Genomic DNA, 26,904 nt, shown 5'->3' with positions numbered 1-26,904 from the left:
TTTTTATAAAACTTTATCTAAGAAACTGATTGTTCTTTCGTTTGTAGGATGGTCAAAAATATCTGCTGGTTTTCCTTCTTCCACAATATAACCACCATCCATAAAGATAACACGATCACCAACTTCGCGAGCAAAGCCCATTTCGTGGGTAACAATCATCATTGTCATTCCACCTTTAGCTAACTCTTTCATTACACCAAGAACTTCTCCGACCATTTCAGGGTCAAGCGCAGATGTTGGCTCATCAAACAACATAATATCAGGATCCATTGCAAGAGCTCTCGCAATAGCAACACGTTGTTTTTGTCCACCAGACAGTTGATTAGGAAACTCATCTGCTTTTTCTCTTAAACCAACTTGTTCGAGCAAACGAAGCGCGTTACTTTTCGCTGCTTCTTTATCCATTTTTTTCAATTCCACTGGAGCTAAAGTAATATTTTCTAAAACAGAAAGATGTGGGAATAAATTAAAATGTTGGAAAACCATACCAATGTTTTCCCGAACTTTATTAATATCTACTTTTTTATCGGTGATATTATAATCGTCGACAATTACTTCACCCGCAGTGATTTCCTCCAAGTTATTCATGCAACGAAGAAAGGTACTTTTACCAGAACCAGATGGCCCGATGACACACACTACTTCACCTTCTTTTACTTCTATACCAATGCCTTTTAGCACTTCATTCGCGCCAAAACTTTTTTTAAGGCCTGTTACTTTAAGTTTAGTCATTTCGTAATCTCCTTTCCAAACGATCGGACACTTTCGTTAAGATGGTAATGACGATCAAGTACATAATTCCGATGATAAGCCAAGTCCATGTACTTTCAAACGTACGCGCCATAATAATTTTACCAGATTGTGTTAATTCGACGAGCCCAATTGCCGACATAATCGACGTATCTTTCAAAGTGATAACGAACTGGTTGATAAAGGATGGAATCATCATCCGAATTGCTTGCGGTAGAACAACTTTCATCATTGCTTTTTTATGTGGTAAGCCAAGACTTCTTGCTGCTTCCATTTGTCCTTTGTCAACAGATTGAATCCCGCCGCGGACAATTTCTACCATATAAGCACCGGCATTTAAGCTTAGAGCTATGACCCCTGCCAAGAATACTGGCATCCTAAAGTCGAGCGCTGCTGGAATACCAAAGTAGAAGAAGAATGCTTGAACAATTAACGGTGTTCCACGGAAAATATCCACATAAACCGTTGCAATTCCACGTAGAATTTTACTGTTGCTTACTTTCATAAAGCCAAATGTAATCCCGATTATAAAGGCAATAATTAATGAAACAACGGCTAGACGAATCGTCAACCACATTCCAGCTAAAAGTGCTGGCCAGGAAGATTTAATAATACCCATGAAGCCTTTTTCAGTAGTATTTTCTTTAACAGCGTCTTTTCCTAAATAAGTTTTAAGGATTTCCTTATATTCTCCGCTAGCTTTAATATTAACAAGACCAGCATTGAATTTCTTTAAAAGTTCTTGATTTTGGCCTTTATTAACGGCAAAACCATATGAATTTCCTTTTTCTTTTTCAGTAACGATTTTTAAGCCGTTTCCAGTTTGCACACCATAAGCGAGTACTGGATAATCATCAAAACATGCAACTGAATTTCTTGTTTTAACATCATCATACATTTGTGCGGAATCATCAAAAACAACAATATCAAAACCATATTTCGCTTTGATTTTTTCAGCAAAAGCATAACCTTCTGTACCTGTTTTAACAGCTACTTTTTTTCCTTTTAAATCTTCATAATTCTTGATTTCATCGTTATCTTTCAGGATTCCCATCACCACACCAGAATCATAATACGGGTCAGAGAAATCAAATTTTTGTTTCCGTTCGTCTGTAATACTCATTCCAGCAATAACACCGTCTACTTGGTTAGCTTCAAGCGCTTGAACTGCTGCATTGAATCCCATTGCTTTAATTTCATAGTTGAAATTTTGATCTTTAGCGATGGCCTTAAGAATATCCATATCGATACCGACATGTTTCCCATCTTTTTCAAATTCAAAAGGTGCAAATGTAGTATCAGTACCAATTAAGTATGTTTCTTCTGCGGCTTTTGCATTTAACCCGTTTCCTGTGAAAATGAACATGGCAACACATGAAATTGCCATTGTTAGTATGAAGCGTGAAAATTTCTTCATATTGTGTCCTCCCTCTATATGTGTTTAGCTATAATTAATTATTTTTATGTAGCATTAATTTTTTCCGTACTCGTAAGATTTTACCATAAGGCTAGATTATTGACCATAGTTATTTATGATAAGATTTTCAACACAGCAAAACAAAGAAGCTAATCAGCGAAAGCTAGCTTCTAACTGTTTTTCAATTGGGTTTCAAAATCGTATTCTTTCATCTTAGCATAAGCGGTATACGTACTCTTAGCATTTTCAATAGCTAAATTAAGTTGTTTCTTTTTCCCACCTTTTTGTGGGAATATAGAAGCCTTGCGGAGTGGCTCTCTCAAGGTAATTTTATCGAGTTTTTCAGCTATTAGCAACTCTTTTGGTTGGATGTTATTTGGATCATCGTAAAATTGATTGATAAAGTGAGCTAAATCTTCTTGAAGTGAATTTTCGATTGGAAAAACATGCCACTTACTTCCATTGATTGCGCCATTTCGAACAAAGAAAACGAAGACACTTAAATAATTATCTTGTTCATAGCAGCCGATAATATCACGATTTTTTAGTCCAGGGAAAATAATATGTTGTTTTTCGATCGTTTCATTAATTGCATGAATTTTATCTCGTAATTCGGCAGCTCTTTCGAATTCTAATTTTTCGGTGGCTGCTTCCATGTCTTTAGTGAGTTTCCCCTTCACGCCCTTAACATCGCCTTCAAGAAAACGACTGATTTTTTGAATTTGTTTTTTATATACAGCAGGGTCAATTTCCGCTTGGCAAGGCCCTAAGCAAAGTCCTAAATGATAGTACAAACAGGGACGCCCCGGTCTCCCATCACACCTACAAAGTGGGAATAATTTTTCAATAAGCTCTACTGTTTGCCTTGCTGAAAAACGGCCTGGATATGGACCGAAGTAGTGTGCGCCATCTTGTTTCACTTCAAAAACAACTTCGATATGCGGGTTTTTCTCATTCGTGATTTTAATATAAGGATAACTCGTTCCTTCTTTTAACTGGATATTGAAAGGCGGTTGATATTTTTGAATTAAAATCATTTCGAGAAGTAGCGCCTCTTTTTCGGAAGTAGTGATAATAAGTTCTAAGTCACGAATTTGCCTTACAAGCCTTGCCGTTTTACCGATTTGTTTACTATGAAAATAAGACTTTACACGGTTTTTTAAACATTTAGATTTGCCGATATAAAGTATTTCGTTATTTTCGTCTCTATAAATATAGCAACCTGGTGATTCAGGTAATAAGGTTAATTTGGTTTTTAATTTGTCATCCAAAGGGCTTCCCCTCCTTCTAGAACATCTATTCTATTCCTACTTGCTGTTTTTGTAAAGACGAAAAAAGAACTAGCTTAGGCCAGTTCTTCTTATTCGTTATTTTCCCCAAACGTCTTCTGCGATTTTGACGACGTAACGTAATTTGTTCCATTGTGCTTCTTCGCTTAAAATATTACCTTCTTCTGTAGAGGCGAATCCGCACTGTGGGCTGAGGCGTAATTGGTTTAGCGGCACAACCTCACTAGCCTCTCTAATTCGTTCTTTGATTGCCGTTTCGTCTTCTAAATCCCCCGTTTTAGAGGTGATTAAGCCAAGAACAATTTTCAAATCTGGGCGCGCTACATATTTTAGTGGTGAAAAATCTCCAGAACGTTCATTATCATATTCTAAAAAGAAACCATCGATATTTAGTTTACCAAATAACGTTTCTGCCACTGGCCCATAACCGCCTTCTGCTATCCATGTAGAGCGAAAATTCCCGCGACAAATGTGCATCGTAATAACCATATCTGCTGGTTTATATTTAATAGATTCATTGATGAGCGTTTTATACGTTTCTTGCAGCGTATCGGGGTCGAAACCTCGCTCACGTACGACTTCGCGCTGTTCATCAGAGCATAAATAGCTCCACGACGTATCATCTAATTGTAAATAACGACAACCGGCATCATAAAAGGCTTGAATCGCTTTTTGATAAGCCACCGCTAAGTCAGCTACAAATTTATCAGCATCGTCTATATATGGCTGATACTCCATGTCCCCACGATAATGAAGCATCGCCGGACTTGGAATCGTTTGTTTTGCTACATGATTTTCACCAACTACCTCTTTTAGGAAAATAAAATCTTCTATAAATGGATGTGTCGTGAAATCAATTGGACCAGTGATTTTCACCGAATGCGATTTTGTTTGGACTTTGCTAAATTGAATACCTCCCGCTGCATTGTACCCTTCTACTCCATCCAAATTCTCTAAGAAATCAAAATGCCACCAAGCGCGGCGGAATTCGCCATCAGTAATTGCTTTTAAACCCACTTCTTTTTGTTTTTCAACAATATACTTAATTTCTGCGTTTTCAATATCACGTAATTCTTGAGTTGTAATTTCGCCGCTTTGGAATTTCTCGCGTGCCTCTTTAATTGCCTTTGTCCGTAAAATACTTCCAACATGATCTGCGTAAAATGGTGCCACTTGATTCATTTTCTTCGCCTCAATTCTAGTTATTTTTATGTACAAAAAAACTTTCCCCAAAAAGACAGCTTTTAAGGGAAAGAGTGATTTACCTGTTTCGCGTGCCTTATCTGTCAGTGATACTGCTGGATTTGGCACCGTGAAAAGTCCGGTTGCCAAGGCTTCACTGGGCCAGAACCCTCCACCTTTCTTGATAAGTTACTATGTAATTGGTTCTTATTATATCGTTTACTTCTCGTAATTGTCAAATTTATTTCTGAATATTTATGCTTCTGCGATAACTTCGATTTCAATGTCAGCATCAAGCGGTAATTTCGCTACTTGGAAAGCACTTCTAGCTGGGAAATCGCTGGAAAAGAAAGTAGCGTATACTTCATTCACAGCTGTAAAATTATTTAGGTCTTTGAAAAAAACAGTTGCTTTAATGATTTTATCTAGTCCAGAACCAGCTTCTTTTAGTACAGCTGCTAAATTTTTAAAAGCTTGCTCGGCTTGTTTTGTTGCGCCTTCTGCTAATTCTCCGGTTGTTGGGTTAATACCAAGTTGACCTGATGTGAAAATAAGTCCATTCACTTTTACAGCTTGTGAATATGGTCCAAGTGCTTTTGGGGCTGATGAAGTTTGAATAATTTCTTTTACCATTTTATCCCTGCTTTCTTTTGTGGTATGCTTTTATTCTAATAAATAAAGTTAGATTTAGCAATAAAGGGGGATTTCTGGATGATTTTAACGATATATTTAATCGCGATAACGCTTATTTCTTTTCTATTATTCGCTGTTGATAAAAGGAAGGCAATTAAACACGCTTACCGGATACCTGAATCTGTACTGCTTTTCACCGCTTTTCTTGGTGGGGCATTCGGTAGTTGGATGTCAATGCAGTTGTTTCACCATAAAACGCAAAAGCCGAAATTCCGAATTTTAGTGCCACTTGCGATGGTTTGGACTATTGGCATAGTGGTTTGGTGGTTATACTAAATTAACAAGCTAAGTTTGTCCATTTTTTAGCTTTTATAATTTTCAAATTCCCAGTAGAAATAGTTTTGCAGTGCTTGACATGAATCATCCCAATTCTCTTTTGAACACTTTTCTAAAATGATTTCTATCTTTTTTAAAAGTAAATCATAGCTATAATGTTCCATTACTATTAATTTTCGTTTTTCTTTTGGAACATGCTGCAATTTATTTATTGCTCCGGGAGTTACAACTAAAACATAAAAATAATTTCCGCCTTTTTTAACATCATTTGTTCCAATAAACATATCAACAACTAAATAAATTTCTTCTTGGGGACTAGGCTGCCATTCTTTAAGAGGTAAATCAAGTTCTGTAGAATGGATTTCTTGTAATAGAACGAGTTCTAATCTATTTTGTTTTTTCATTTGCTCCACCTTTCTTAAACAATGTCTGAAATTAAATGTATCTAATAACAAAAATACCGACCAGTTTTCTCTGGTCGGTATTGGTTTACCTTTTATTTTTACTATCTTGTATTAATTGTTTCTTCATAAATTAATACTTTTTCTTTCTCCCTCTCATCACCAACAAGAGCATGCTTAGAACAAGTAAGCTCAAGCCTGTCCAGATTACCCAAGTGTTTGTTTGGTCACCTGTTTTTGGTAATGGTTTTGCTTCTTCATATGTTGCTGTATGCTGTGTTCCATTTATAATTTTTATCCTAGTCTTTCCTTCTTTTACGCTAGGTTTGGTAGGTTCTTCTTGATTTACACTTAATGGTTTTACTTCTATCGTTGCAATTGCAGCAAGTTGTTTTTTGCCAGCATCTTTTGTCCCTTCATTTGGATCATACGTGTAAATCACTTTGTATGTTCCAGCTTTATTTACATCTACTGTACCATCTACTTGAATTTTGGAGAAAGGGATTTCTACGCCATCACGATTTGTTGCACTTGCAAAATTTGCTTTGGCTTCCCATTTTTCACCTTGTGGAAGAACGCTATCTTTTACAGTGATTTGTGCTTGATTTTTTAACACTTTGATATGTGCTATTTTTTCCACTCCATCATAACTATATCTTACCTCATAAGTGCCAGCTTCTCTACTGTCTACGTTTCCGGTTACAGTCAAATCTTTAAAGGAAATTCTGTCGCCTTTTTTATCTGTAGCACTATCGAAATTATCCGCTGCTTTCCATGTATCTCCTGCATAAATTGTACTATCATGCACTTCAATACTCGTTTTTCTTGGTTCTACTGTAACATGAATGGTTGACGAAACTCCAGCATAACTGTAGGTAACTTGATAAACACCTGGTGTTTTTAAGTCCACAGTTGGCATTTCTGTGACAGTGATTTCATTCCAAGCTACCATATTTCCATCTTTATCTAAAGCTTTGTCAAAGTTGTCTTTAGGATTCCAACTATCCCCTACATAAATTACTGAATCATGTGCATGGACATTAGTTAGAATGTCTTTCACTTGGATATTAATTGTTGTCTTAACCCCATCATACACGTATGTTACAGGATATGTTCCTGCTTTAGTTGTATCCACGGTTCCTTCTACTTCGATATCGGCGAATGTAACTGAATTGCCGTCTTTATCAAGCGCACTATCAAAGTTATCTTCAGCCTTCCACGTATCTCCGACATAAAGCTTTGAATTATGCGCGTTCACTGCGGTTAATTTAGCTTTTACAGTTAAAGTGATTTTTTTCGATACTTTGCCATACTTGTAAGTGACTTCATAAGCACCTGCTTTTGTCGTATCTACAGTTGGTTTTTCTGTGACTGTAACGTCTTTTAGGTCAACCGCATTGCCTTCTTTATCAAAAGCACTATCGAAGTTATCTTTGGCACTCCACACATCTCCTACATAAATAGTAGAGTCATGAGCACTGATACCTGATTTATTTTCTTTTACTGTGACTGTAACAGTTTTCGCGAAGCCGTCATAGCTATAAGTGATTGGATAGCTACCTGCTTCATTTGTGTTCACATTTCCTGCCACCGTTACCTCAGTAAAAGCAACGGAATTGCCATCTTTATCTAGCGCACTATCGAAATTGTCTCCCGCATTCCATGTGTCACCTGTATAAATTGTGGAATCATGCGCGTTCACAGCTGTTTGTTTAGCTTTGACAGTAACTTGAATAGTCGAGGAAACTCCATTATAGGTGTATGTCACCGGATAGACTCCAGCTACTTCGGTATTCACGCTTCCTGTAACTGTTACATCGCTAAATGCTACATTAGTGTCGCCTTCTTTATTTGTTGCACTATCAAAGTTGTCTTCCGCATCCCATGTGTCTCCTACATAAATAGTAGAATCATGTGCGTTCACTGCGGTTAAATCTTTTGCTACAGTTACTTGAATAGTAACTGAAACCGTTTTGCTATCTTTTGTTATCGTGTAAGTTAATGGATACACGCCACCTTGATTAGAGCCATTTTTTATGGCATCTAATTGTGTTTGGTTTACTTGAACTTGGTCTAAACGATTTTCTGCGCTTGAGTTAACGCCGTCTTTTACTTCTTCAAAAGCGGCTGTTTTCGCAAGAGTTAGGGCCTGTGCTTCCGTTAAACTAGTAGCTTCCTTGTACTCCACCGAAAAATCAGTTGCTCCCATGGTATAACCATCCTGTTGAACAGTCGTTCCGGCTTTTGAAGTAACATATACTGGGGCTGTAGAGCTTTGTTCTGTTCCAAAAATATCTTGGATGGTAATCGTTAAATCTGTTACATCAATCGTTTTGTCTTTTGTGGAAATACCTACTACAGCCGCTGAACCATCCGCTAATGTTTGTACTGTTGCCACATTGGTATCTGCAACAGTCCATTTATACCCATCTGTTGCTGCTTTAATATTTTTAAAGAAGCTTGGTTCGATAGTATCTTCGGCAGCTTGTCCTGTAGTAGCGGGGACTTTCGGTAAAGTAATTTCTAAACTATTTTCCACCTGTACTTGTTTTTCATTTAAATTAACTTTTAAATCTTGCATAGGGTCATAAGCGTAATAACCTGCATTAATGTGCTGAGATTTTGGTTGCGTTGGATCGATTTGCTTCACCCAGCCTCTATCTGCTCCGCTATAAGGTGCATCACTATCCAGTGAGATGTCTTTACCAATATTTTTTAGTGTATATTGGTAGCCCGCTTTGTCTGGGAATTTCACTGCATAATTACCATAACCAACACCATCATTGTAATCAAATGTATAATTTCCTGCACTGTCTGTTGTAGCAGTCACATTTTCACCGTTTACTTTGGCCGGTTCGTATATGGATGTGGTTTCATTCCATTTGTAAAGTTCTATAGTTTCATTCGCTAAAGGTTCATCACCTTTGTCTTTTTCATACAAACCATTAACATCTTTATCTTGAAATAACCTTCCGGAAACTTCGCCGATAACTAACTCAGCACCTACTTTTGTTCCAGATAGCGAACCAGAGAATGTATTAGTTGTTACACGATAGTAAGGATTATAAACATCTCTTTCACTAATCTTATTGCCTTCTGTTGCTGAATTGAATGTTTCATCTACTTTAAGTGGTACTTTGAAGGTTTGTGTTTCGCCTGCATTAATTTGCGTTTTCACTTTGATTCGAACCATATTTACTTTTTCATAGTCAGCAACAGTATCTGAATAAATACTTTCCGCATCATAATTATTTTCAGTAGCTTCTGTTGTGTAGCTCACTTCAAACTGATTTTGTTGTTCTGCTGTAATGGCTAAGGCGCTATTCAGTTTCATATCCCACTTAAAGGCTTCACTTTGGAATTTATCTCCAAAGTCTTGACCAGTTTTTGGAATGGGAATGAACAGCTCAAAAGTGCTTGCTTCCGCATTCGAAGCATTAGTGATTTGTACTGTATAATCGGCATCTGTTCCTGGTGTAAAGTAGGAAACCGTGTTATCATCGCCTTCCACATAAGCTGCTTTAGCGCCTTCTCCAGCCACGCTTAAGAAAGTTTCTACAGTGACTGTATCTTGTTTTGGAATACTTAAAGTACTACTGTTGACAGAAAGTAATTTTTCATTGTCCCTGCCATTTTGGTTCACATCTAGGCCCGTATCTAAAAAAGTATTATTCGCAATTGCCGAAGTAACATCCGGTCCTCCCCATGCGATAACCTGTTGCGCATCCATATTAATGCTTTTATCTAAAGTAACATCAAATGTAGTGTTATAACTGAGGTGTAAATATTTTTGCTTATATGGATAATTAAGGAAATTTCCAACAGAAACATCTTTTGTTTTTAACACATATACTTTTTCACCATTTTTAGCTGTTTTTTCTTCTATAGAAAAATCAACATCTTTTCCATCTTGATCGGTTAATTTAATGCTGGATGGTTGAACTTTTGTACCTGTTAGCTCACGTAAATATACTTCTGGATTATTCAGCGCTGTTCTTGTTCCATAAGGATAATCATGTAACAATAATGTCGCTTTTGTATTGATAGTTTCTCCTGCGCTTGCTACTTTAGTTAATTTCCCTGTTTTATCAAAGAAAGCTGCGGTGCCATTTGCTGCAGTAGTAATAGAGTTACTCACTTTATATGTGGAAGTGCTAGAAACTTTCGTATTAGCTTCATCCTCTGCGTTCCAAATAGAACCTTTAAATTGTACAGAGGTGATGCCTGGTTTAACCATTCCATATGAAGTGGTGGAATTCCAGCGATAGGTTGCAAGCGATTCTGTGCTGACATAGCCTGGTGAGAAGTCTCCCACATTTGCTTTCACTTCTGTGAAATATTCCCCTTCTTCAAGTCCCACCACTTTAGCATCCAAACGATAGGTTTGATTGTTGTTTTTAGTAAGTGCTCCAGTATAGGTGCGGTAAGAGGGATTTAAATTAGTTTTATACTGCACATCTTTTATTTTATTTCCAACAACTCTACTATCAAAAGGAATATTGACCATATAGGCTTTCCAATTAGGGTCAAATTCAATCTGATAAACTTGATTGGTTTTAACACCTGCTGTTTGCTTATTTTGAATTTGAATACTTCCAGCCCATGTTTCATTATCTGGATTGATAGTGCCATTCGCTGAGAATAGCGTTAACTTATTTGCAGAAGCGCCTACTACTTTACAAACATCAATCGGAGTCACTGTAGTAGTATCTGCGCTATTCGTTGTTAATGCATCTGTTTCAAAAACTTGATTATCATATGTTGTAATAACTGTATGTGGTGCTTTAGGTGCACTATATGTCCCTGCCGGTGTATCTTTTGGTACTTTATATTTGACTGCAAATACAGAACCGCTAACAGAATTATAGTTTAAGAGCTTACTATCAATCACTACTTTATTTTCTTCTGGGTAATTAGTGAATGTCATATTTGTAGAGTCTTTCATTAAGTTTCCAAATCTATCCACTACACCAACATATTCCATTCCTTCAGGGTAATAAAGTGTTGTCTTCATATGTTTTGCCACAAAAAATGGTGCTCCCCGACCATCCAATTGATTTAATCCGTTTACAAGTGCATAGGTTTTGGTGTAGTTATAGGAAGCTGTTTCGTCCGTACTCGCTAGTACTTCTGGTAGCGTGAAATTTTCATACCAATCTCGAAACATTGTTTTCACATGATTTTGTTCAGCATAACCTATGACCTTATTTCCTTCTGCATGAATAGCTTGTTCTGTAGAAGCAATAGGATTACTTGCGCCTTCCATAAATACTTCTGCTTTAATAGGCGACTCTATATCTTTTGGACCGTAGTATTTAGCAGCATCCACTCGCACAGAAAAAGTAAAACTTGCTTTTTCTGTTCCAGAAGATAAGTCATAACTAACTGTACCAAATGTTGCGTTATTGTAGGCTTTTTCTATTTGCGGCACTGTAACTGAAGTAATTGCTACTCCTAGTGGATCACTTGCACCTAGACGACTTAGAATAGCGGGATCTACATTTGTACCACTTTGATAGTTACTTGGTACGGGCAAAGATACAAAGCGCATGCCATCTGGCAACGCGAAGCTTACTTTCTTTCCAGTAGAAGTATTATCACCAAAATCAACAGTTACATTAACTTCTTTAATATCTCCATTAGACCAAGCTGTTTGATTATAATCTGGAATATTTAAATCCACGGTTGCTTGATTAGCTTTAAGTAACTGTTTGCTTGTTGTTTTTGTATTGTCTGAATCAGAAGGCTCTTTTGTAGTAGCTTCTTGATTGCTCTCTTCCACTTCTTTACTTGTTTCCTCTTCAGAAACAATGCCACTTACTTTATAAGTAGCTGTATAAGATTTTGTTTCTGACTTTTCTGTATTAGTATCTTGATAGGTAATTAAGAAAGATATTTCACCATTTTTAATGGCTTTATAACTTGCTTCGTGACTTTCTTTTTCCACCCCATCAGGAGTTTTAATAGTTACGATTTCTACCTCTTCCTTAGCTGGTGTTACTTTAATGGTTAAATCAGCAGACTTTTTATCTGTTGCTATGTCCGACTGAACTTCATAAGTAAGATCATCATTCCCGTTTTCCTTGGCAAACACGTGAAGTGCAGTTAAATTTAATTGTCCTAACACTAGGAAAAATGCCATTAACAATACTAACCATTGCTTCAGTTTGTTTGGTTTAATTATCAAAAAATCCTCTCCTTCAAGTAATTTTTTTGGGCTGTTTAAGGACATATAATCACATCGCATTTTTATAATACTTGCAAAGAAGCACTAGTGTATAGAAGCTTTAGTTGTTTTTTTTAATAATTCGTTTCAAACATTAAATTTATTCAAAAATCCGCCATAAAAGAAAACGCTTTCAGACACATTTTAGACATTTTTTCGTCACATTCATCTAACAAAAATAGTCTTTTTTACTAAAATAGACTATTTTTATTTAAATATAGTTTTTCTTAATACCAGTTTTCGCTAGTTAATTAGATAAAAAAATAGGGCATGTCGAATGCATGCCCTACTTCTTATTGCTTTACTTTATTGATATTTTTTCTTTCTACCTCTCATTGCCAACAAGAGCATGCTTAGAACAAGTAAGCTCAAGCCTGTCCAGATTACCCAAGTGTTTGTTTGGTCACCTGTTTTTGGTAATGGTTTTGCTTCTTTATATGTTGCTGTATTTTGCTTGTTATCAACTACTTTTAATGGTGTTTTTTCTGTTGATGGTTTTGTTGAAGTTGATGGTTTTACTGGATTTGTAGGTTCTGTTGGATCTGATGGATCAACAGGTTTTACTGGATTTACAATTTCTGCTTCTACTTGAATGTTAGCTGTGACAGAAAGTTGCTTTTTGCCTGCATCTGCTGTTCCTTCATTTGGATCATACGTGTAAATCACTTTGTATGTCCCAGCTTTATTTACATCTACTGTACCATCTACTTGAATTTTGGAGAACGGAATTGCTACACCATCTCGGTTTGTTGCACCTATAAAGTTAGCTTCTGCTTCCCATTTTTCTCCATATGGGATAACGCTATCTTTTACAGTAATTTGTGCTTGATTTTGGATCACAGTGATATGTGCTACTTTTTCCACTCCATCATAGCTATAGCTTACTTCATATGCGCCTGCTGTTTCAGGATCAACTTGTCCAGTTACAGTTACATCTTCGAAAGAAATTTGGTCACCTTTTTTATCTGTAGCATTATCGAAGTTGTCTTCTGCTTTCCATGTATCTCCTGTATAAATTGTGGAGTCATGCACTTCTACACTTGTTTTTCTTGGATTTACAGTCAGATTAATTGTTTTCGAAACACCGTCATAACTATAAGTCACTTGGTATACTCCAGCTGTTTCTAAATCAACAGTCGGATTTTCTGAAACGCTTATATCTTGCCAGTCAACTGTATTTCCGTCTTTATCTTGTGCACTGTCAAAATTATCTTTGGCATCCCAGCTGTCTCCTACATAGATTTCAGAATCATGTGCGTTCACTGCGGTTAAGATGTCTTTTACTTGGATGTTAATTGTTTTTGAGACACCGTCATATGTGTACGTTACTGGATATGTTCCAGCTTTGTCTGTATCAACAGTTCCTTTTACTTCGATATCAGCAAAAGCGACGGAATTGCCATCTTTGTCAAGCGCACTATCAAAGTTATCTTCTGCACTCCACGCATCTCCAACATAAATCGTGGAATCATGTGCGTTCACTGCGGTTAATTTAGCTTTGACAGTTAAAGTGATTTTTTTCGATACTTTGCCATACTTGTAAGTGACTTCGTAAGCACCTGCTTTTGTCGTATCTACAGTTGGTTTTTCTGTGACTGTTACGTCTTCTAGGTCAACGGCGTTACCATCTTTATCAAAAGCACTATCGAAGTTATCTTTGGCATTCCATGCATCTCCTACATAAATAGTAGAGTCATGAGCACTGATACCTTCCTTATTTTCTAAGACGGTAACTGTAATAGTTTTCGAAACTCCATCATAGCTATAAGTGATGGTATTAGTACCAGCTTGATTTGTATTAACAGTTCCTGTCACTGTAATATCAGCAAAAGCGACGGAATTGCCATCTTTATCAAGTGCACTATCAAAGTTGTCTCCCGCATTCCATGTGTCACCTGTATAGATTGTGGAATCATGTGCGTTTACTGCGGTTAATTTAGCTTTGACAGTAACATTAATTTTTTTAGAGACACCATTATATGTGTAGGTTACTGGATACGAACCAGCTACTGCGGTGTTTACAGTTCCTGTAACTGTTACATCGCTAAACGCTACATTAGTGTCACCTTCTTTATTTGACGCACTATCAAAGTTGTCTTCCGCTTCCCATGTATCTCCTACATAAATAGTAGAATCATGTGCGTTCACTGCGGTTAAATCTTTTGCTACAGTTACTTGAATAGTAACTGAAACCGTTTTGCTATCTTTTGTTATCGTGTAAGTTAATGGATACACGCCACCTTGATTAGAGCCATTTTTTATGGCATCTAATTGTGCTTGGTTTACTTGAACTTGGTCTAAACGATCTTCGGCGCTTGAGTTAACGCCGTCTTTTACTTCTTCAAAAGCGGCTGTTTTCGCAAGAGTTAGGGCCTGTGCTTTCGTTAATGCAGTAGCTTCTTTATACTCTATTGAAAAATCAGTAGCTCCCATGGTATAACCATCTTGTTGCGCAACAGTTCCCTCTGTTCCAGTAACATATACTGGTGCTTTGGAACTTTTTTCTGTTCCAAAAATATCTTGGATGGTAATCGTTAAATCTGTTACATCAATCGTTTTATTGTTTGTAGAAACGCCAACTACAGCTGCTGAACCATCTGCTAATGTTTGTACTGTTGCCACATTGGTATCTGCAACAGTCCATTTATACCCATCTGTTGCTGCTTTAATATTTTTAAAGATGCTTGGTTCGATAGTATCTTCGGCAGCTTGTCCTGTTGTTGAAGCTACTTTTGGTAAAGTGATTTCTAAGCTGCGACCCATTTGAACTTGTTTTTTATCTAGGTTAACTTTTAAATCTTGCGTAGGGTCATAAGCATAATAACCTGCATTTGTATATTGTGAGCTTGGTTGTGTTGGATCGATTTGTTTCACCCAACCTCTATCTGTCCCGCTGTAAGGTACATCACTATCTAGAGAAATATCTTTACCAATATTTTTGAGTGTATATTGGTAGCCAGCTTTGTCTGGGAATTTCACTGCATAATTACCATAACCAACACCATCATTGTAATCAAAACTGTATTTACCGTTACTGTCCGTTGTGGCAGTTACATTTTTGTCACCTACTTTGGCAGGCTCGTATGCAGAAGTGGCTTCATTCCATTTGTATAATTCAACTGTTTCACTCGCTAAAGGTTCATCGCCTTTGTCTTTTTCATACAAACCATTAGCATCTTTATCATTAAATAAAGTACCTGCTACTTCACCAATTACTAGTTCAGCACCTACTTTTGTTCCAGATAATGAACCAGAGAAGGTATTAGTAATTACACGGTAATACGGGTTGTAGATATCACGTTCACCAATTTTGTTACCTTCAGTTGCTGTATCGAATGTTTCATCTACTTTAAGTGGTACTTTGAAGGTTTGTGTTTCACCTGCATTAATTTGTGTCTTCACTTTGATTCGAACCATGTTAACTTTTTCGTAATCAGCAACAGTATCTGAGTATATGTCGTTGGAATCATAATTATCTCCTGTTGCGGTTGTTGCATAACTTACATCGAATTGGTCTTGTTGTTCTGCACTAACAGGTAGTGCTCCATTTAGTTTCATATCCCACTTGAATGGTTCGCTTTGGAATTTAGATCCGAAGTCTTGACCAGTTTTTGGAATTGGGATATAAAGCTCAAATGTACTAGCGTTCCCACTAGAAGTATTCGTAATCTTGACTGTATAATCAGCATCTGTTCCTGGTGTGAAGTAAGAAACCGTACTGTCTTCTCCTTCTACATAAGCTGCTTTAGCGCCTTCTCCAGCCACGCTTAAGAAAGTTTCTACAGTGACTGTATCTTGTTTTGGAATACTTAAAGTACTACTATTGACAGAAAGTAATCTATCATTGTCCCTGCCATTTTTATTTACATCTAACCCTAAATCTGAAAAAGTATTATTTGCCATTGCCGGAGTAACATTCGCTCCCCATGCAATGACCTGTTGCGCATCCATGTTAATACTTTTATCTAGAGTTACATCAAACGTTGTATTGTAGCTGATATTTAGATATTTAGTTTTAGCTGGATAGCCTACATATGCTCCCACTGATACATCCGTTGTTTTTAAAACGAATACTTTGTCTCCATTATTGGCCGTTTCTTGTTCAACTGTGAAATTAACATCTTTCCCATCCTGATCCGTTAGTTTAATGGAAGAAGGTTGAATTGTTGTACCTTCTAGAGCATGTAAATAAACTTCTGGATCATTGAGAACTGTTCTTGTTCCATAAGGGTAATCATGTAACAATAATGTCGCTTTTGTGTTGATAGTTTCTCCTGCGCTAGCTGTTTTTACCCTTGTACCAGCTTTATTATAGAAAGCTGCTGTACCATTTGCTGCTGTACTTTCTGCAGTTGAAACTTTATAGGTTGATGTGCCAGATACTTTCGTATTGGCCTCATCATCCGCGTCCCATATTGCGCCTTCATATTGGACAGATGTAACGCCTGGCTTGATTTTACCGTATGAAGCAGTGGAGTTCCAACGGTAAGTAGCCGAAGATTCTGTACTAAGATATCCAGGTGCAAAATCTCCCACATTTGCTTTTACTTCTGTGAAATATTCTCCTTCTTCAAGCCCTACTGCTTTTGCATCTAGTCGATACATTTGGTTATTATTTTTAATAAGCGCTCCATCAAATGTTCGAAAAGCGTCGTTTAAATTTGTTTTATACTGTACTTCACTGATTTTGTTTCCTGAAATAGTGCTATCAAAAGGAATATTGACCATATAAGCTTCCCAGTTAGGGTCAAATTTAATTTGATACATTTGATTTTTTTTCACACCCGCACTATTTTTATTATTGATTTGGATGCTACCACCCCAAGTTTCGTTATTTGGATTAAGTTGACCATTTGCTGCAGTCAAACTTAATTTATTTTCGGTAGTATCAACAACTTTACAAGTGTCTAGAGGCGCTAAAGTAGTTAAGTCGTTAGTATTAGTTGATAGTGCATCTGATTCAAATACTTCTCCATCATATGTTGTGATAACCGCATGCGGCACTTTATCTGTGCTATATGTTCCTGCTGGAGTTCCTTTAGGCACTTTATATTTGACACTATAGATAGAATTACTAACGGAGTTAAAGTTTAATTGCTTACAATTAACTACCACCTTATTTTCACTTGGATAATTAGTAATAGTTAAGTTAGAATTATCCTTTAGCACTCCTCCATTATTATTTACAACGTCTACAAACTCCATACCTTCAGGGTAATAAAGCGTTACATCGATATTTTTAGCGATATAAGTCAGTGACCCACGACTATCTACACTATTCGATCCATTCACGACAGAGTAAGCTTTTGTATAGTTATAAGAGTCAGTAGTATCTGTACTTGCAAGGACTTCTGATAAGCCTAGACTATTATACCAATTACGGAACATTGTTTTTACATGATCTTGATTGGCATATCCTATAACTTTATTTCCTTCCGCATGAATTGCTTGTTCTGCAGAAGCAACAGGTGTACTTGCCTCTCCTTTAAATACTTCGGTTTTAATTGGATCTGCTAAATCAGTTGGTCCGTAATATTTCGCTGCATCTACCCGTACAGAAAAAGTAAAACTCGCTTTTTCAGTTCCTGGGCTTAGCTCATAACTTACTGTTCCAAACGTAGCTTGATTATAAGTTGTTTCTTTATCAGGTACTTCCACCGAAGTAATGGCTATTCCTAGTGGATCACTTGCTCCTAAATAACTTAAAACACCTGTATCCACATTTGTACCAGCCTGATAGTTACTCGGTACTGGCAAAGAAACAAAACGCATTCCATCTGGTAAAGTGAAATTCACTTTTTTGCCAGTAGAAGTACTGTCACCAAAGTTCACTGTCGCAGTTACTTCTTTAATATCACCGTTTGCCCATGCTGTTTGGTTATAATCTGGTATTTTTAGTTCAACTGTTGTTTGTCCAGATTTAAGTGATTTAGTATTGTTAGTAGTAGAAGGAGACTGAATATTAGCATCTTCTTTTTCAGGTGCCTTCTCTGTTTCCGTATCCTTATTTACTTCATCTTCAGAAACTATGTCAGATACTTCATAAGAAGCAGTATATGTTTTAGTTTCTGCTTTTTCTTCGCCTGTATTTTGATAATTAATTAAGAAGTTAGTTGTACCATTTTTTTCAGCTTTATAGCTTACTTCTTGGCCTTCTTTCTTCTCTCCATCAGGTGTTTCAATAGTCAAGATTTTCACCTGATCATTTGTTGGTGTTACTTTAATGGTTAAATCAGCTGTTTTTTTATCTTCTGCCAATTTAGACTGAACTTCATAAGTTAGCTCGTCATTCCCATTTTCTTTTGCAAACACATTAAGGGCTGTTAAATTCAATTGTCCTAATACTAGGAAAAATGCCATTAGCAACACTAAGTAATGCCTCGCTTTAGATAATTTCATCATAAAAGAGTTCTCTCCTCAAGTAAATTTTTTTGCTATAAATATGATGCTTAATCACATCGCAATATTAATATTACTTGCAAAGAACTTCTATGTACATATGCTCAAAAAGAGTTTTAAAACTAAAATGAAAAAATAACTATTTTATTCAAAACTTCGTCACATAAAAAAAGCTTTTCGACATATTTTAGACATATTTAGCAAATGAAATACAATTAGGGAAGTCAAAGCAACTATTAAAAATCCCATGATAGCGCCATTATTAATAGTTTTAAAATAAAATCTAAAAAAGGCATATTTGTATTATATCGGACTTTTAGTACTTTTATTAGATGAGTTGCCAGTAGTTATTTTATCTGTTTCATATTATTTGTTATTCAACAATTTCTTTCTAATATGAAGCAAAAACACAGAAATCCTTAGTTAATCAAGGAATTTCTGTGTTTATATGATTTTATTTAAAAAACTTATTCTGAACTACTTTAATAATCTCCATCATCACAACTGCTGCAAGTGCTAACCCTGCTGCAATCGACCATTCATGTAAGCCAAATGTCACTGGGATGGAGAAGATTTCGCGAGCTCCTGGTAATACTGTAATTCCATATAAGACGAAACAAAGTAATACTGCGCCGATTACGTATTTGTTGCTAAAAAATCCTGCGCCAAATGCTGTTTGGACGTTTGAGCGAGCTGCAAATGTTTGGAGTGTACGCGCTAAGATAAGGGTAGTAAATGCCATCGCCACACTCATTTCAGGTGAAATCTGCATACCGATGTATTGTGAAATAATAACGGCGATACCAATTAATACACCACGACTGATAACCGCGTGCATCGTTCCACCTGCAAAAATACCTTCATTAATATCTCTTGGTTTGCGTTTCATCACGTCAGGTTCTGCTTTTTCCATACCTAGAGCGATTGCTGGTAAAGAGTCATTGACTAAGTTGATAAATAGTAATTGTAACGCTGTGAACGGATTAATCCAGTCAAGCACTAGCGCGAATAAAATCGCAATAATCGCGCCTAAATTTCCTGCAAATAAGTAAGCGATAGATTTCTTAATATTATCAAAAACCGTTCTACCAACGCCAACTGCATCCACAATCGAAACGAAATTATCATCGGTCAAAATCATCGCGGCAGAGTCTTTTGCAACATCTGTTCCGCTACCCATTGCGACACCAATATCGGCTTGTTTTAGAGCAGGTGCATCATTCACACCGTCACCAGTCATTGCGGTAATTTTTCCTTTTTTCTGCCAAGCTTTGACGATACGGATTTTATTTTCCGGGGAAACTCGGGCATAAACAGCGATATGTTCTAGTTTTTTATCAAGTTCTTCTTCTGGCATAGCGTCTAGTTCTTGACCAGTTAAGGCGATGTCATCTGCATCCATTAAACCAATATCACGACCGATCGCTTGTGCTGTTGTTTTGTGATCGCCAGTAATCATGACAGTGCGAATACCTGCTTTTTTAGATTCTTCAATGGAAGCATAAACAGCTTCACGAGGCGGATCAATCATTGCGGTTAAGCCAACGAGTACGATGTCTTGCTCGTCTTCTAATTTTAATTCAGTTGTGTCTGCCGGCATCCGTTTGTAGCCGTAAGCTAGGACACGAAGCGCTTGATTCGAGAATTCTTCGTTTGTTTCTTTTAGTTTCGTTAAAATTTCTTCTGTTAGCGGCTTTTCTTCCCCATCAAGGAAAACATAACTACAACGCGCGAACATTACATCTGGTCCGCCTTTTGTGAGCATTGCTTTGTTTTCATTGAAAGTATGAAGTGTAGACATTAGTTTACGGTCAGAATCAAACGGAATTTCCCCTTCACGAATAAATTTTTCGCGTATTTCATTGTAATCTTGGTTATTTTTATTACTAAAGGCAATTAGCGCCACTTCAGTTGGATCGCCTAACTCTTTACCTTCACTATTAATATTCGAGTCATTACAAAGTACCGCTATATGAATTAAACGGCGCTCCCCTTCTGACCAATTTTCTGGACTATCTGGGAAGTTTTCCTTTGTTCCATCAGGTAAAAAGTAATCAACAACAGTCATTTTATTTTGAGTTAGTGTGCCGGTTTTATCGGTACAAATAACACTTGTGGAGCCGAGTGTCTCCACTGCTGGAAGTTTTCTAATAATCGCATGCTGTTTCGCCATTTTGTTTGTTCCAACCGCGAGTACAATCGTTACAATAGAAGAAAGTGCTTCTGGAATTGCTGCTACAGCTACGGCCACAGCAAACATAAAGGCATTTAGAATCGCTGTTGCCATATCCGCTGAATTGTCGCCAAGTAACACACGCCCTGCCTCTACTGCAAAAATAAGTACACAGAGTGCTAAAATACCAATTCCTAACTTCTTACTAAATGATTCTAGTTTTCTTTGTAGTGGTGTTTGTTTCGCTTCTGCTGTTTCAAGAAGTCCAGCGATTTTGCCGATTTCCGTTTCGCTGGCTGTACCTGTTACGACAAACATCCCGCGACCATAAACAACGAGCGAGCCACTAAACACCATATTCACTCGGTCGCCAAGCCCTACTTCATCCGGAATGGTATCGATATATTTCTCAACTGCTTCCGATTCTCCTGTTAGCATACCTTCGTCAATTTTTAATGAGCCACTTTCGAATAAACGGCCATCTGCTGGGACAAAATCACCTGCATCTAAAATAACGATATCACCTGGGACAAGTTCGCGCGCATGAATGCTTTGTTTAGAGCCATCGCGAATAACCTTAGCGACTGGCGCAGACATTTCTCGTAACGCATCGAGTGAACTTTCTGCTTTTCTCGTCTGAACTACACTAATTATCGAGTTCACGATAAGTACTAAAAAGATAATAAGCGATTCCACTACTTCGCCTAGAACTAACTGCACTATGGCAGCAATGACTAAAACAATAACCATTGGATCTTTAAATGTTTCGAGAAAAAGCTTCCAAAGCGGGTCTTTCTTTTTATTCTTCAATTCGTTAAAGCCATATTTTTCTTGTCGTTTTGTTACCTCACTAGTTGTTAAGCCTTGTTCTGTTGCTTCTAGTTGTTTAAATGTATCTGCCGCGCTTTTGCGGTAAATCTCCAATCATGTCAGCCCCTTCCAAACAGTTTATGTGTTAAGTATAACAAATCTTAACAGTGAAATAATATTGATAACATGGATAATTTACACACTCTTAACAAACAGCGCTTACAAGCCTTCTTTTTAGCTACTAAGGGACGAAAAATAGTTGAAAAGGACACAAAAAACAACTATACTACAATCAGAAAGATAACTTAGGAGGGCATGGCATGGATAAAAATGAACAAGTCATGGCGAACGTCAGAGAGTTGTTTAATAAGCTTGCATGGATTAACAAAGTAAAGATGGAAAAAGCGCTTGAGGGATATAAACCTTCCGAAGTTCACTGCATTGAATTTATTGCTAAAAACGAGGACCCAAACGTAACTAAACTCGCGGAAGCTTTCTATATGACTAAAAGCGCGATTAGTAAAATTACTAAAAAATTAATGGATAAAGAATATATTGAAAGCTATCAAAAACCAGAGAATAAGAAAGAGATCTATTTCCGTTTAACGTCTAAAGGAGCTGAAATAAACCAAGTACATGATAATTTACATCAAGAATTTTTGGATCGTGATAAAGTCGTTTTTGAAGACGTATCGGATGAGCAATATGCCGAAGTGTTAAAATTTGTGGATAAGTATAGTCGTCATCTAGATACAGAAATGAAGAAAGTTTTAGCATCAAAATCTGAATAGACCCGCCAACAGCCTAGCTATTTCATGTTAGGCTGTTTTTTATTATTTATTTTTGTTGACAAGGAAACAAAAAGGAGGTAAGCTATTTATGTTTCCTAGGACACTAATTAAATAATTGATAGGAGAATTATATGTCTTCCACTAAATCTTTCCTTAACAAGAAAACTTTACTTTTTGGTCTTATATCCGTATTTTTATGTGGAATGGGTTTTAGCATTATTATGCCCGTCGTTCCATTTCTCGTTGCACCTTATGTAACAAATTCCAGTGATCAAGCACTTTTGGTGACACTGCTCACATCGGTTTATGCTCTATGTGTATTTTTTGCTGCTCCTGGACTTGGTGCTTTAAGTGACCGATTTGGCAGACGACCAGTATTACTTATTTGTTTTGTGGGTTCAGCAATTGGTTACTTTATTTTCGGGCTTGGAGGGGCACTATGGGTGCTCTTTCTTGGTCGGATTATCGAAGGGATTACTGGCGGGAGTGTTAGTACGCTGTTTGCTTTTTTCGCTGATATTACGCCGCAAGAACAGCGGACGAAATATTTTGGTTGGGTTAGTGCCACGGCTGGTGCGGGTGCTGCACTTGGCCCGGCTTTCGGCGGTTTCATTGCTCACTTTGGCTATGCTATGCCATTTTTCCTTGGTGCGGCGATTACTTTAATCAATTTTATATTTGGCTATTTTTATATGCCTGAGAGTTTAGAAGAAGCCAATCGCTTAAAACGAATTCCGCTTGTGCGACTCAATCCGTTTTCCCAACTGTGTAATATCCTAACAATCAAGCATCTGGGTCGTTTACTACTAGCCGCATTTTTCATTTGGGTTCCAAATGGTTCCTTGCAAGCTGTCATGTCACAATTTGCCATTGATAGTTTCAGTTGGAAGCCAGCTTTAATTGGGATGATGTTTTCAATTATAGGAATTCAAGATATCTTGTCACAATCTTTCGTAATGCCCAAACTGCTTATTAAGTTAACGGATAAGCAAATTGCTATTCTTGGAATGATTGCTGAAATTATCGGTTACTCGCTTATTGCAGCATCCTCGATTTTCACACTTGCCTCCCTACTCGTTATTGGAATGTTCGTCTTTGGATTTGGTGACTCGATTTTTGGTCCTTCTTTTAACGGAATGGTTTCAAAATCTGCTAGCGCTAGCGAACAAGGTCGGATTCAAGGTGGTAGTCAAGCCATTCAGTCATTGGCGCGTATTATCGGTCCAATTATTGGTGGGCAACTTTATATTACACTTGGTCATGCTGCTCCGGCTGTTATGGGCATCGTTTTAATCATAGCAGCGATTTTTATCCTCTATCAAAGAACGCAAAAGACAATATAAAAAAGGGATCCCAAAATTGGAACCCCTTTTTCATTAATCGTATTAAATTGCGCATCATATAATCGTTTATATGCACCATTTTCTTTCGCTAAAAGTTCTTTATGAGTCCCTGTTTCTGCTATGCCTGCTTCATTTACAACGATAATTCGGTCAGCATGCTTAATGGTAGCGAGTCTATGTGCGATTATTAAAGTAGTTCGACCTTCCGCTAGTTCTTCTAATGAAGCTTGAATGACTTGTTCTGTTTCTGTATCCAGTGCCGAAGTTGCCTCATCTAAAATTAAAATTGGTGGATTTTTTAGAAACATTCGTGCGATTGCTAACCGTTGTTTTTGTCCGCCAGAAAGTTTTACTCCGCGCTCACCAATAATTGTATCTAGCCCATCTGGCATCTCTTCTACTACTTTTGAAAGATGCGCGAGTTTTACAACATGCTCAATTTCTTCCTCACTAGCGTCTAATTTTCCGTAAGCGATATTTTCACGAACCGTCCCGGAAAATAAAAAGACATCTTGTTGCACTACGCCGATTTGCGCTCGTAAAGATGGTAAAGTAAAATGTTTAATGTTTTCTGCATCAATAGTAATTTCCCCATCTGAAACGTCATAAAAACGTGGCAATAAATTACAAATCGTCGTTTTCCCAGCACCACTTGGTCCAACAAATGCGACTGTTTCGCCAGCTTTAATAGAAAGATTAATATGACTCAAGACATTTTTCCCGTCACTGTATTCAAAAGAAACTTGTTTATATTCAATGTCACCGCGGAATGCTGAAGCCGGTTTAGCATCTTTTTCATCTTGAATTGCGGGCTCCGTATCCATCACTTCTAGGAAACGCTTAAAGCCCGCGAACCCTTTCGGATAGCTTTCGATAACATTATTGATTTTCTCAATTGGTCGGATGAAAACGTTTGTTAGTAAAATAAAACCAACAAATTCACCATATGAAATCTCCCCATTAATCGTAAAGTATGCTCCAAATAACAAAGCAAACAAACTAATTAATCGCATAAGAAAATAGTTAAATGAAAAACTAAGTCCCATCACTTTATAAAACATGAGTTTTGATTTACGGTAAGCTTGATTTAAAACTGCAAAACGACCTTTTTCATGCGGTTCATTAGCAAACGCCTGAACAACCCGAACGCCACTGATTGCATTTTCTACTCCAGCATTAAAATTCCCTAAATCTTTAAAAATCCCGGTCGTTACTTTGGTCATTCGTTTGTTGAAATAAACTATTAACACTGTCAAAATGGGGACTAAAATAAATGTAGAAATCGCCAGCTTGACGTTAATGTTTAGCATTAGGAAAAATGCGCCAAATAGCGACATAATTGAAATAAAAATATCTTCCGGACCATGATGTGCCACTTCGCCAATTTCAAATAAATCGGTTGTCATGCGCGACATCAATTTTCCTGTTTTCTGATTATCGTAAAAGCCAAATGGTTGTTTTTGCAAATGACTGAATAAATCTCTACGCATATCTGTTTCTATGTTAAGACCTAGCATATGGCCAAAATAAGTGACAATGTACTGCATAAATGTATTAAGTATGTAAAAGAATAATAAGGCTAAAGCTGCCGTAATAATTAGCCCAAAATCTTTTCCTGGAAGTAATGTATCAATCACATGATTTACAGCGACCGGAAATGCGAGCTCCAAAATAGCAGCTAAAACAGCACAACCAAAATCAATGATAAAAAGTGTCCGATACGGTTTATAATAACTAAAAAACCTTTTTAGAATGACAAACTCCCCCCTTAAAAATAGTCATGGTTCCCATTATAGTGTAAAATGACTAAAAAAGCGATATTGTTTTTGGAAAGGAGGCAACTGATGAAACGATTAGAAAAAATTTCTTCTATTGTTCCCATCCTGCTACGAATCACCCTAAATCTGGCGCTTATTATGGTCGGTTTTACCCTTGTTGCTTTTTTAATTAGAGAGGCATTTACGATTTTCAATAATATTTTCTTCTTAGATACGGACGTTTCTTACTATTATATGACGCAAGATATTTTGACGTTTTTCCTTTATTTTGAATTTATTGCGCTTATTGTAAAATATTTCGAATCTCATTTCCATTTTCCGCTGCGTTATTTTATTTATATTGGTATCACAGCAATTATTCGATTTATTATTGTCGATCACTCTAGCGCAACTTCCACGCTAATACTTTCAGGGGCGATTCTCTTACTTGTCGCCGCGTTGTTTATAGCTAATACGAAGATGCTGAAACGAGAAGGGTAAAAAAACAAGCAATCCGCGAAACCCGGATTGCTTGTTTTTGGTTTTTCTATTTGCAGTTTTATCCGAACTATTATGTTCCATAAAACTTATTAGGGCATATATAAGCAAACACATTTCCATATTTATTTAAGTATAATATTCCAAATTATTTAATGTCTCAATTGCAATTGGATGAAGTTGCTGAACTGTTCCAAATAAGCTTGAAATTTCATGATCGATTTCTGAAAGATTTTTAAATAATTTTCTTTCTTGATAGAATAGATTATTAGATTCTACTAACAAAATAAAACCATTATTAAGAGATAGTTTCAATACTATATAGCTTTTTGGGTTTTTATATACTGGTTCTAGCTGTTCTAAATCTAAATTTACCACAAGATTTTTTCCTTTTGTCATATCAAAATGAAATATACTATTACTTTCCTTCAAGTCTGCTTTATAGACAGATTCTACACTAATTTTCATAAATTCATGGTACCTTTGAAAGAAAACGTGAAAGGCCTTTTCTTGGTCGTCACAACAATGTTCAAGTATCATATTAGTCCATCCAGAAGTGGAGTAACTATAATTATAATAGTTCTTTATAAACTCATGGAAAAACCAAAAATCGATTGAATATCCTTTCATTATTTCTTTTCTACACCCCATCAAATAACCATTTAAAAAATCACTTAATGCATCTATTGTTTTATTTCTTAGGAACATAGTTGGTCTTTGTTCTATACTAAGTATTAAATCTTTTATAGTGTTTTTATTCATGCTGTTAGCTCCTTTACAAATTAAATAGCTAAAACTATCCTCTTGTTTTCAAATATTATTTTAGTTAGAGTATAACCTAACTATTGTATCGGTGAGTAGCGCGAGAAATTTTTTTGCCCCAAGTATAGTGTTTATAT

At 36.7% G+C, this 26,904-nt stretch carries 15 protein-coding genes and 1 riboswitch; of the genes, 4 read left to right on the top strand and 11 right to left on the bottom strand.

Annotated elements, in window-relative coordinates; all coding sequences use genetic code 11:
* Positions 1 to 3 precede the first annotated feature (3 nt).
* The 5 genes from HCB45_RS13345 to HCB45_RS13325 form a co-directional block, all read right to left on the bottom strand.
* Positions 4 to 732: an amino acid ABC transporter ATP-binding protein gene (locus tag HCB45_RS13345; protein WP_185620267.1), complete on the bottom strand. Its 729-nt coding sequence runs from the start codon at positions 730 to 732 to the stop codon at positions 4 to 6.
* Positions 725 to 2,167, bottom strand: coding sequence for an amino acid ABC transporter substrate-binding protein/permease (locus tag HCB45_RS13340; RefSeq protein WP_185620266.1), 1,443 nt, complete (start codon positions 2,165 to 2,167; stop codon positions 725 to 727). Before HCB45_RS13340 ends, HCB45_RS13345 begins: the two co-directional genes overlap by 8 nt.
* 170 nt (positions 2,168 to 2,337) lie before the next feature.
* Entirely contained in the window at positions 2,338 to 3,438 is a 1,101-nt protein-coding gene (gene uvrC / locus HCB45_RS13335; RefSeq protein ID WP_185607626.1) for an excinuclease ABC subunit UvrC, read from the bottom strand.
* A gap of 96 nt (positions 3,439 to 3,534) precedes the next feature.
* Positions 3,535 to 4,638, bottom strand: coding sequence for a 5-methyltetrahydropteroyltriglutamate--homocysteine S-methyltransferase (locus tag HCB45_RS13330; protein ID WP_185607625.1), 1,104 nt, complete (start codon positions 4,636 to 4,638; stop codon positions 3,535 to 3,537).
* Positions 4,639 to 4,732: 94 nt separating this feature from the next.
* A riboswitch (SAM riboswitch) is annotated at positions 4,733 to 4,829 on the bottom strand.
* Positions 4,830 to 4,893: 64 nt separating this feature from the next.
* Positions 4,894 to 5,271, bottom strand: coding sequence for a RidA family protein (locus HCB45_RS13325; RefSeq protein WP_185318284.1), 378 nt, complete (start codon positions 5,269 to 5,271; stop codon positions 4,894 to 4,896).
* 78 nt (positions 5,272 to 5,349) lie between these two features.
* Here HCB45_RS13325 and HCB45_RS13320 point away from each other — a divergent pair, with 78 nt between their 5' ends.
* Complete coding sequence (locus tag HCB45_RS13320) at positions 5,350 to 5,607, top strand: DUF1294 domain-containing protein (protein ID WP_185318283.1); 258 nt, start codon at positions 5,350 to 5,352, stop codon at positions 5,605 to 5,607.
* A 26-nt stretch (positions 5,608 to 5,633) separates the two neighbouring features.
* Here the strand turns inward: HCB45_RS13320 and HCB45_RS13315 are convergent, their stop codons facing one another.
* From HCB45_RS13315 to HCB45_RS13300, 4 genes are all read right to left on the bottom strand, one after another.
* On the bottom strand, positions 5,634 to 6,011 hold the full coding sequence (locus HCB45_RS13315; RefSeq protein WP_185607623.1) for an Imm8 family immunity protein: 378 nt from the start codon (positions 6,009 to 6,011) through the stop codon (positions 5,634 to 5,636).
* Between the two features lie 130 nt (positions 6,012 to 6,141).
* Positions 6,142 to 12,150, bottom strand: a complete 6,009-nt coding sequence (lcp, locus tag HCB45_RS13310; RefSeq protein ID WP_260508452.1) for a putative cellulose-binding protein LCP — start codon at positions 12,148 to 12,150, stop codon at positions 6,142 to 6,144.
* A gap of 390 nt (positions 12,151 to 12,540) precedes the next feature.
* Positions 12,541 to 18,636, bottom strand: a complete 6,096-nt coding sequence (gene lcp / locus HCB45_RS13305; protein ID WP_185620265.1) for a putative cellulose-binding protein LCP — start codon at positions 18,634 to 18,636, stop codon at positions 12,541 to 12,543.
* A gap of 451 nt (positions 18,637 to 19,087) precedes the next feature.
* A complete protein-coding gene (locus tag HCB45_RS13300) occupies positions 19,088 to 21,730 on the bottom strand; it encodes a calcium-transporting ATPase (RefSeq protein ID WP_185620264.1) in 2,643 nt (880 codons plus the stop codon).
* 206 nt (positions 21,731 to 21,936) lie between these two features.
* On the opposite strand from HCB45_RS13300, the gene HCB45_RS13295 reads away from it, so the two are divergent.
* On the top strand, positions 21,937 to 22,407 hold the full coding sequence (locus HCB45_RS13295) for a MarR family transcriptional regulator (protein WP_185607621.1): 471 nt from the start codon (positions 21,937 to 21,939) through the stop codon (positions 22,405 to 22,407).
* Positions 22,408 to 22,538: 131 nt separating this feature from the next.
* Positions 22,539 to 23,750: an MFS transporter gene (locus tag HCB45_RS13290; RefSeq protein ID WP_185620263.1), complete on the top strand. Its 1,212-nt coding sequence runs from the start codon at positions 22,539 to 22,541 to the stop codon at positions 23,748 to 23,750.
* Here the strand turns inward: HCB45_RS13290 and HCB45_RS13285 are convergent.
* Positions 23,726 to 25,504 carry an ABC transporter ATP-binding protein gene (locus tag HCB45_RS13285; RefSeq protein WP_185620270.1) on the bottom strand — a complete coding sequence of 593 codons (1,779 nt, stop codon included), beginning with the start codon at positions 25,502 to 25,504 and terminating at the stop codon, positions 23,726 to 23,728. The two genes, HCB45_RS13290 and HCB45_RS13285, sit on opposite strands and share 25 nt — an antisense overlap.
* Before the next feature lie 90 nt (positions 25,505 to 25,594).
* Here HCB45_RS13285 and psiE point away from each other — a divergent pair, with 90 nt between their 5' ends.
* Positions 25,595 to 26,008, top strand: a complete 414-nt coding sequence (psiE, locus tag HCB45_RS13280; RefSeq protein WP_003766041.1) for a phosphate-starvation-inducible protein PsiE — start codon at positions 25,595 to 25,597, stop codon at positions 26,006 to 26,008.
* A gap of 126 nt (positions 26,009 to 26,134) precedes the next feature.
* Here the strand turns inward: psiE and HCB45_RS13275 are convergent, their stop codons facing one another.
* On the bottom strand, positions 26,135 to 26,767 hold the full coding sequence (locus HCB45_RS13275) for a hypothetical protein (RefSeq protein WP_185620262.1): 633 nt from the start codon (positions 26,765 to 26,767) through the stop codon (positions 26,135 to 26,137).
* Positions 26,768 to 26,904: the final 137 nt, after the last annotated feature.

Origin of the sequence: Listeria farberi, assembly GCF_014229245.1 — a bacterium.
Lineage (GTDB): Bacteria > Bacillota > Bacilli > Lactobacillales > Listeriaceae > Listeria > Listeria farberi.
Note: the sequence above shows the minus strand (reverse complement) of the source record. Positions and strands in the feature narration are given on the sequence as shown.